This window comes from Pseudodesulfovibrio halophilus DSM 5663 (assembly GCF_059568665.1).
In genome coordinates this window covers 94,599-102,192 of record NZ_JCANTV010000001.1, presented here as the reverse complement: position 1 = coordinate 102,192, position 7,594 = coordinate 94,599, and the positions used below count along the sequence as shown (strand labels likewise).

The window sequence follows — 7,594 nt, the reverse complement described above, 5'->3', positions numbered from 1 at the left end:
CAGCATCCGACCAGAGTTGCTTGTTGCGGAAATCAGCCCCACCGTCGCCTTGGAGCACCTGAGCAACCTGAAGCAGCGCAAGACTGGCAATGCGGCCAACAAGGACCGGAAAAACCTCGTCGCAGCTTGGCACTGGGGGATAAAGTACCACAATATGAACCGGGTCAACCCCTTTCAGTTGGTGGACAAGTTCCCCGAAGAGCGTCATCCAAGGTATGTCCCGCTCTTCGTCGATTTCAAGGCTGTGGTGGATCTGGCGGACGAATACGAACGCTTAGTGCTCCTGACCACCTTCTTCACCGCAGGACGCAAGTCCGAAATCTTCCGCATCAAGTGGGATGAGGTCGACTTTGACCGCAAAACCGTTGGCTTCTGGACCCGCAAGCGAAACGGCGGTGACTGGGAATATGACCTGATTCCCATGGCCGATTCGCTTCGGGTCGAGTTTGCAAAACGCAAGCTGAAAGCCGGGAAAGCGGAATATGTCTTTGACCAGGCGCATAAAATGGTCAAAGACACTCACAATCGCTGGCTTGGCAGACTCTGCAAAAAAGCAGACGTGAAGAGGTTCGGCTTTCATGGTGTGCGCCATCTTGCAGGCAGCATCGGTATTCAAGCCGGGGCGAACATTCTGGATATCCAGCAATTGCTCCGCCATGTATCCAAACGGACCACCGAGCGATACATCCACCGGCTTACCCAGAACAACCGAGCTGTGGATGCCTTGAACAAAAGCATGCAGACGCCGGCAGACGGCCAGCCCCACTGGGACAAGGTCGAAGGCGAAGACTGACGGTTGACACAGGGTCGCGAGATTGAGGCTACAGCCCTGCGCATGACCTGAAGCCACAAACATGAGCCACCGAAAAGAAAAATGGTCCGAGCAGAGGGTTGTCTGACATGGTAACCCTTTGATTTTAAAGAACAACACCGCACGCCTCCAGCCGGGTGCCTCCGGCGGGCAGGGGCGCTGCCCCTGCACCCCGCCAAAGGGGCGGGCCCCCTTTGGAATCCCTGAGTTGTCAGCGAGGTTGCAGCCGCTGGGTTCATGCGGCCGCTTAAGTCGCGTCCAAGCTGCAACCCCGCTGACGGGGATTGGGGCAGTACGTCTTGGATGAACTACTTGGAATCGCCTGCGCCGTTATATTTCTCACCCCTCAAAGCTCGCCGCCAGCTCAGCCGCCAAGACGCCTACTCGACTCAGCCTTCGGAAAGCCCCAAGCGCGGCTTGGCAATCCAAAAGTTTTTGGAGATTCTTAAGAAACTTTTGCAAAAGGTTCTTAAGCCGCCGGAGGCAAAAAAAGCGGGGTGGACGCATTGCGTCCACCCCGCTTTTGAATGGCAGTCCAAATCCTATCCGCCGAAGCGTCCGTAGAGCATTCGGGCCATGTTGTCCGGCAGGCTGGCGCTCCAGTGTCCGGTGGCTTCTGCGGCGAGGTAGCCTATTAGCAGAAGAGCGACGGTGCCCAGTGCGATGCTCCAGTAGGGGAGTTTTTTCTTGCCTGCGGTCACGGAGAGGCAGCCCTCCACGGGGCAGGCTTCAATGCAGGCGGTGCATCCGATGCACTGGGTGGAGTTGACGGTCAGTTTGTCTTCCACGTTGATGGCTCCGGGGCATGCATTGGTGCATTTGCTACAGTGGATGCAGAGTTTTTTCTTCCGGCTGATGGAGAGCGGGCTGAGCAGGGAGACGAGTCCGAGCAGGGCGCCGTATGGGCAAAGGTATCGGCACCAGAAGTTTCTGATGACGACTCCGGCTATGGCGAGCGCGGTGAGGACGACGGCGGCGGTGGCGCTCAGGTCAAGGAAGAATTCCATCATGCGCGCGTCCGCGGTCATGTTGTAGGGCGAGCGCAGGAACTGTTCGATGGCTGGCAGGGGCATGGCCACGAAGGTTGTGTAAAGGAAAAATCCGAGTAGGGCGTATTTGATGCTTCCGAGGGCGCGGTCCGCCGGCTTGGGGGGGACCTTGTCGAGTCCGAGGCGGTTTCCGATGGAGGAGAGCGTGTTGGAGATAAGGCCGATTGGGCAGATGTAGCCGCAGAAGCCTTTGCGGAACAGCCATGCGATGAGCAAAGCGATGATCAGAAAGGAGAGTCCGGCCGGGTGAATGGGGTCCCATCTGCCGCTCAGGAGCAGCCGCTTGAGGCTCATGAGGGCGCTGATCGGCAGGAAGGCCTCGACGGATGCGGGCCGGGCTGCTTCCGGGCCGGTGCCGGCGGCCCACTGAAGGAAGGCATGAAAGCGCCAGCCGATGAAAAGGCAGTATGCAGCGAAAGCGGACTGGATGATTCTTCGTAACGTCGTGGGGGATGGGAGTATTGTTTTCATGGCCGGGCGACAGAATCAGAATGCCGGGGCGGCGTCAACCTTGTGCAATTCTGTGCTGCTACGGAGGAGTGGAATTTTGCTGGTGTAACCCGGACGGACAAAAGCCCCCGGGCGGGGGCTTTTGGCGATGCGTCCATTCCGGCGTGTCAGCCGATTTTGTCAGTCAGCGCACCCACGGGATTGAGTGCGGATGAAAGCACGCTTTTCTGAAAGCCGAAACTCTGGGACATGCGGTCCTGCATTGAGTTTCCGGCGTTCAGGGTGTCGAGGGTCCCGGAGACCACTGCGGCACCGAAGGTCTGTTTGTCGAACGGAGCGGGCCCCATCGTGGAGCCGGCCGAATTGTTCAGGTAGTCCAGCGTCTTGCTGACGACCCGGGCACCGAACAGTTGTTTGTCCTGATTCAGCCCGAGGCCGCCGTCGATCATCATGCTCATAGGCGGTGCCTCCTTCGGCATCAGGACGGAATGGACGCTTATCCGCTCAATCGGATTTTTGCGTGATATCTTTAGGGGCGGCTGATAAAAAGGTGTTGAAGAGAAAAAAAGAGAGTTGTTTCAATGTCTGAAGTGTCTTTGATGATCGCTGCAGTGATTGCCGGGGGTGGGGCGGCGTGGTTGGTGGCAAGAAAAATGCGCGCCGGATGCCCGCCGTGAATGTTGCTTTACGGAGGCATCGGCGCGGGATTCGCCGTTTACTGGCTGTTGAAGAAGCTCTTTTCGTAAAGGACTATTCGGACTGCTTGGCTTTGTCCCAAAGTCGGTTCATGGCATCAAGGTCCATGTCATCCAGCGACTGGCCGTGTGCTTCGGCCATTTTCTCCATCTTGGCGAACCTTCTCAGAAACTTCTGGTTGGCGAAGTCGAGGGCGGCGTTGGCCTTGATGCCTTTGCGTCGTCCGAGCTCCACGAGTGTGAAGAGCAGGTCGCCGAACTCCTTCTCTGATGCGTCGGGGTCGCCCGAGGCAAGGGCCTGCTGCCACTCGTCCCATTCCGATTCGTACTGGCGTTGCACTTCCTCGTCGCTGTTCCAGGTAAAGCCGTTGCGGGCCGCTTTTGAATTGATTCGATAGGACCGAAGGAGCGGTGGGAGGCCCTTGGGCAAGGAGTCGTAGACGCGCTTGCGGCCTTCGGATTCCTTTTCCTTCTTCTTGGTCTTTTCCCAGTTGTCCCAGAGCTGTTCCTGATTGTCGAAACGCTTTTCGCCGAAGACGTGCGGGTGGCGTCGAACCATCTTGTCCGCGCTGTGTCGAAGGGCGTCCGATATGGAAAAGTCACCGTTCTTTTCGTAAAGGGTGTTCATGAAAAGGAGGATGAAGAGGACGTCGCCCATCTCTTCCATGGTTTCGCGCGTGTCGCCGGCACGGATGCCCTCGATGAGTTCGAAGGTCTCTTCAGCGAGGTAGTCGCAGAGGCTGACCGGGGTCTGGTCCTTGTCCCACGGGCAGCCATCCGGGCCGAGCAGGGAGTTCAGGACATCGCGAAGTTCCGCCAGAGCTTGGGCTCCGTCGTCGAAAGTGCGGTCGGACATGAAATCGCTCCGTATCAGTTCTTTTGCGGGTTGGTCACGGTGCCTTCGATGATTCCTTCACCCTCGGGATGGTCCGGCAGGATCTCCGGCCTCTGGGAGGATTCCGGCACCACGAGTCCGCGCTGGCGTAGGGTCTCCTTTAAGGATTCCGGTGCGAGGTGCATGGTGTAGGCTATGACGGGTCGGGCCCGAGGGGCCACCGCGGATTCCCGAAGGAAGTCGGAGTCATCGAAAAAGGAGTTCAGCACCAGCAGGGTCATCATGACGACGACGGCGCCTTCGAGCATTCCGAAAAACGCCCCGGCAGTGCGGTCGAGCCAGCCCAGAAGCGCGATCTCCAGCATCTCGCGAAGCAGTCTGGCGATGAGCCAGCAGGCCAGCAACACGCCTACGAAAACCGCGACGTAGCTGATGCCCCGGATGGTCGCCTCGTTTGAGATATATACGCTCAGGTGCGGCGCGAGCACGTCGTGATAGCGAGAGGCCACCGCAAAAGCCAGAAAAATGGAGGCCAGAGAGATGGCTTCGCGCACGAAGCCGCGAAAGAAGCCGCGGGCGACCAGCAGGCCGAAAGCCAGAACGAGCAGTATATCGAGAAAATTCATTTCACTTTCCGGGGTTTCACGGTGACGCGTTCCGCACTCATTAACAGAGCATATCCCGAATGTGAACTGGGTATCCGGAAATGTCTTTTCCATGCAGGGATTCCCCTCCACGGGGTTGTTATCCATCCTGATCTCGGATAATTGAGGGCACAGTGTTCACCACATGAAAAAGGAAACTGATTTGCTGAACGTCATCGAAACCGGCCTGCCGGGCCTTCTGGTGATCGAGCCGCGCGTTTTTGCCGACCAAAGGGGGTTCTTTCTCGAATCCTACAACCGGGAGCGTTTCCGGGCGGTGGGCGTCGGCGTCGACTTTATCCAGGACAACCATGCCTATTCGGCCGACTCCGGCGTTCTCAGAGGGTTCCATTTTCAGCGTCCCCCGGCGGCTCAGGCCAAGCTGGTCTGGGTCGTGGCAGGGAGTGTGCTGGATGTGGTCGTGGACCTCCGTGTGGGATCGCCCACCTTCGGGCGGACATTCGCCGGGGAGCTCAGCGGCAGAAATCAGCGCAGGATGTTCATCCCCAAGGGGTTCGGTCATGCCTACGCCGTTTTGGAGCCGGGCACCCATTTCATGTATAAGGTGGACGCTCCCTATGCTCCCGACCTTGAAGGCGGCATCGCCTGGGACGATCCGCAGCTCGATGTGGACTGGCAGGGCGCCTTCGGGGAAGAAGGGCCCATCCTTTCCGCCAAGGACCGGGAGTTGCCGGGAATGACCGATTTCGAATCCCCCTTCAGCTATGAGGAGAAAGCATGACCGAACAGGAACCCGTGGACGAAGCGACGGGTGAACGGCCCGAGTGCCATGCGGTGATACTGGCCGGCGGGTCCGGGACCCGACTCTGGCCTTTGTCGCGCAACCTGTTGCCCAAGCAACTCATGGCGCTGGACGGCGAGTCGACTCTGCTGCAACAGACAGTGGAGCGCGTCGCCGCCGTCTTCCCGCCGGAACGGATATGGATTGTCACCAACGAGGACCACGTTTTCGAGGTCCGCAAACAGGTGACCTCCGTCGACAAGGGGCTCGACGGACATGTTCTGGCCGAGCCCATGGGGCGCAACACGCTTCCGGCTATCATGCTGGCTCTGGAAAAGATCCTTGAAGGGGATGGAGAAAAGCAGGTGGCGGTCTTCCCCTCCGACCACCTGGTGCGCGACGCCGACAAGTGGGGGCGCGCCGTCGAAGGCGGCTGCGAGCTGGCATCCCAGGGCCATTTCGTCACTTTCGGAGTCAAGGCCGTCAAGCCGGAGACCGGATACGGCTACATAACGGTGGGCGAGCCTCTGGGCGACAACGCCTACACCGTTGAGGGCTTCGTGGAGAAGCCGGACTTCGAGACCGCCGAGCGGTTCGTCGCGGACGGCAGCCATCTCTGGAACAGTGGCATGTTCCTTTTCGACTGCCGCCAGTTCCTGCGGGCGGTTGCAAGGCATCAGCCCGTTCTCTGGGACTGGTGGCTGGCCCGCGAGGAGCGGCCGCTTGTCGAGGGCTACGGAAAGCTCCCCGATGTTTCGGTGGACTACGGCATTGTCGAGCACATCGACAACATCGCCGTGGTGGCCGCGAACTTCGGATGGGACGACCTCGGCAGCTGGGAGGCGATGTATCGCCTTGGCGACAAGGATGCCGACGGCAACGTGATTCAGGGCGACGTCCTGGCAATGGACTGCGAGAACTGCCTGCTCATATCCAAGGGCGGCAAGCTCGCGGTGGTGGGCCTTCGCGACATGATCATGGTGCAGACCCGCGACGCCACGCTCTCCTGTCCGCTGCCCAAAGTGCAGCGGGTCAAGGAACTGGTGGACCGGCTCAAGATGCAGGGGAGCCAGCTCGTCGAGAGCCATCCCATGGTCCACAGACCCTGGGGCAGCTACATCGTGCTGGAGGAAGGGGACAACTACAAGATCAAACGTCTCGTGGTGAACCCCGGGGCCAACCTGAGTTCGCAGATGCATCATCATCGCAGCGAACACTGGGCGGTCATCAAAGGTACGGCGCGCGTTGAGATCGATCACGAGCCGCTGTTGCTCGTGGAAAACCAGACGGTGGACATCCCCAAGGCGTCCCAGCACAGGCTGGGGAACCCGGGGCGCGTGCCGCTGGAAATCATCGAGATTCAAAGCGGTCCGTATCTGGAAGAGGACGACATCGTCCGCTTCGACGACGTGTACGGCAGGGTGAAGCCCCGCAGCGAGGGGTAGCGCTTTTTTCGCCCTGAAATTGCAGCCTTTTTTGTCCTACGAGAGATAGTGAAAATATTCATTATGTCTTGACACGCAAAAGAGATGTGCCGTATGCATGCGTAGTTAATTTGTGCGTTTTTTTCACAAAAACATTAGGAGTGATGGGGCGAGGTTATGGAGGAAAGAAAAGCATCGAAACGGTGTGGAGGAGTCCTTCCGTTCTTCATCGGCTTCCTTCTTAGCTGCATCATCGGCTGGGCCGTGATTCCGCCGCTGTTCTACACTGAAGTGGAACAGCCGGTCAGGTTCAGCCATCAGGTGCACGTGGAGGGACAGGGGATGTACTGTGACAGCTGCCACTACTTCAGGGCCGACGGATCTTACGCCGGTTTCCCGAGCAATGAGCAGTGTGCCCAGTGTCATATGGTCGACGACCCCGAGGGTGTCATGCAGGCCATCAAGGACAAGGTCGGCGACGACTACGAAAAGGTTCTCGATCTCAGCGAAGAAGAAATGCCGGAAGATCTCACCTGGCTTGTTCTGAGCGGAGACGAGGAAGACCGCAAGGCCGAGCTGGAGTACCTGGTCAAGTACGCGATTCCCGGCAAGCAGGTTCCCTGGATCAATTACCAGTACCAGCCCGACAACGTCTTCTACTCGCATGTTGCGCACCGCGACATCAGCATCGCCGAGTTGAAGGAGTCGGACATGGACCTCGACGGCGTCACCGTTACGCCCATCGAGGAACTCGAGGATTCGGAGCAGAACTGCGACCTCTGCCACGTGAAGGGAATCGCCACCAACGACACGCCGCCGCCGTTCGAGCGGAACATCATCAGCGGTTACAGCAAGATGACCATGAAGATGTGGCAGTGCGAGCGTTGCCATGCCCAGATGGGCCAGAGCAACGCCTGTTACGTATGTCATAAATAATGAGGGGT

The 7,594-nt window shown here is 58.7% G+C and carries 9 protein-coding genes; 5 read left to right on the top strand and 4 right to left on the bottom strand.

What is annotated here, in order from left to right; genetic code table 11:
• On the top strand, positions 1 to 793 hold a 793-nt coding region (locus BR24_RS00500; RefSeq protein WP_496539550.1), incomplete at its 5' end, for a tyrosine-type recombinase/integrase.
• Positions 794 to 1,114: 321 nt separating this feature from the next.
• The gene (locus BR24_RS00495) at positions 1,115 to 1,375 is read left to right on the top strand and encodes a hypothetical protein (RefSeq protein WP_496539549.1); all 261 of its coding nucleotides are present in this window, start codon (positions 1,115 to 1,117) and stop codon (positions 1,373 to 1,375) included.
• On the opposite strand, the gene BR24_RS00490 is transcribed toward BR24_RS00495, so the two are convergent.
• The 4 genes from BR24_RS00490 to BR24_RS00475 all read right to left on the bottom strand — a co-directional run bounded on the left by BR24_RS00490 (position 1,354) and on the right by BR24_RS00475 (position 4,466).
• On the bottom strand, positions 1,354 to 2,331 hold the full coding sequence (locus tag BR24_RS00490) for a 4Fe-4S binding protein (protein WP_496539548.1): 978 nt from the start codon (positions 2,329 to 2,331) through the stop codon (positions 1,354 to 1,356). The genes BR24_RS00495 and BR24_RS00490 overlap by 22 nt on opposite strands.
• 146 nt (positions 2,332 to 2,477) lie before the next feature.
• Positions 2,478 to 2,768 (bottom strand): hypothetical protein, encoded by a 291-nt coding sequence (locus tag BR24_RS00485; protein ID WP_496539547.1) that lies wholly within the window; start codon positions 2,766 to 2,768, stop codon positions 2,478 to 2,480.
• 292 nt (positions 2,769 to 3,060) lie between these two features.
• Positions 3,061 to 3,861, bottom strand: coding sequence for a nucleoside triphosphate pyrophosphohydrolase (mazG, locus tag BR24_RS00480; protein WP_496539546.1), 801 nt, complete (start codon positions 3,859 to 3,861; stop codon positions 3,061 to 3,063).
• A gap of 14 nt (positions 3,862 to 3,875) precedes the next feature.
• A complete protein-coding gene (locus BR24_RS00475; RefSeq protein ID WP_496539545.1) occupies positions 3,876 to 4,466 on the bottom strand; it encodes a CvpA family protein in 591 nt (196 codons plus the stop codon).
• A gap of 184 nt (positions 4,467 to 4,650) precedes the next feature.
• Between BR24_RS00475 and rfbC the strand changes: the two genes are divergently transcribed.
• From rfbC to BR24_RS00460, 3 genes are all read left to right on the top strand, one after another.
• Positions 4,651 to 5,226, top strand: coding sequence for a dTDP-4-dehydrorhamnose 3,5-epimerase (rfbC, locus tag BR24_RS00470; RefSeq protein ID WP_496539553.1), 576 nt, complete (start codon positions 4,651 to 4,653; stop codon positions 5,224 to 5,226).
• Positions 5,223 to 6,671: a mannose-1-phosphate guanylyltransferase/mannose-6-phosphate isomerase gene (locus tag BR24_RS00465; RefSeq protein WP_496539544.1), complete on the top strand. Its 1,449-nt coding sequence runs from the start codon at positions 5,223 to 5,225 to the stop codon at positions 6,669 to 6,671. Before rfbC ends, BR24_RS00465 begins: the two co-directional genes overlap by 4 nt.
• Before the next feature lie 156 nt (positions 6,672 to 6,827).
• Positions 6,828 to 7,586, top strand: a complete 759-nt coding sequence (locus tag BR24_RS00460; protein WP_496539543.1) for a cytochrome c3 family protein — start codon at positions 6,828 to 6,830, stop codon at positions 7,584 to 7,586.
• The last annotated feature ends 8 nt before the right edge of the window (positions 7,587 to 7,594 follow it).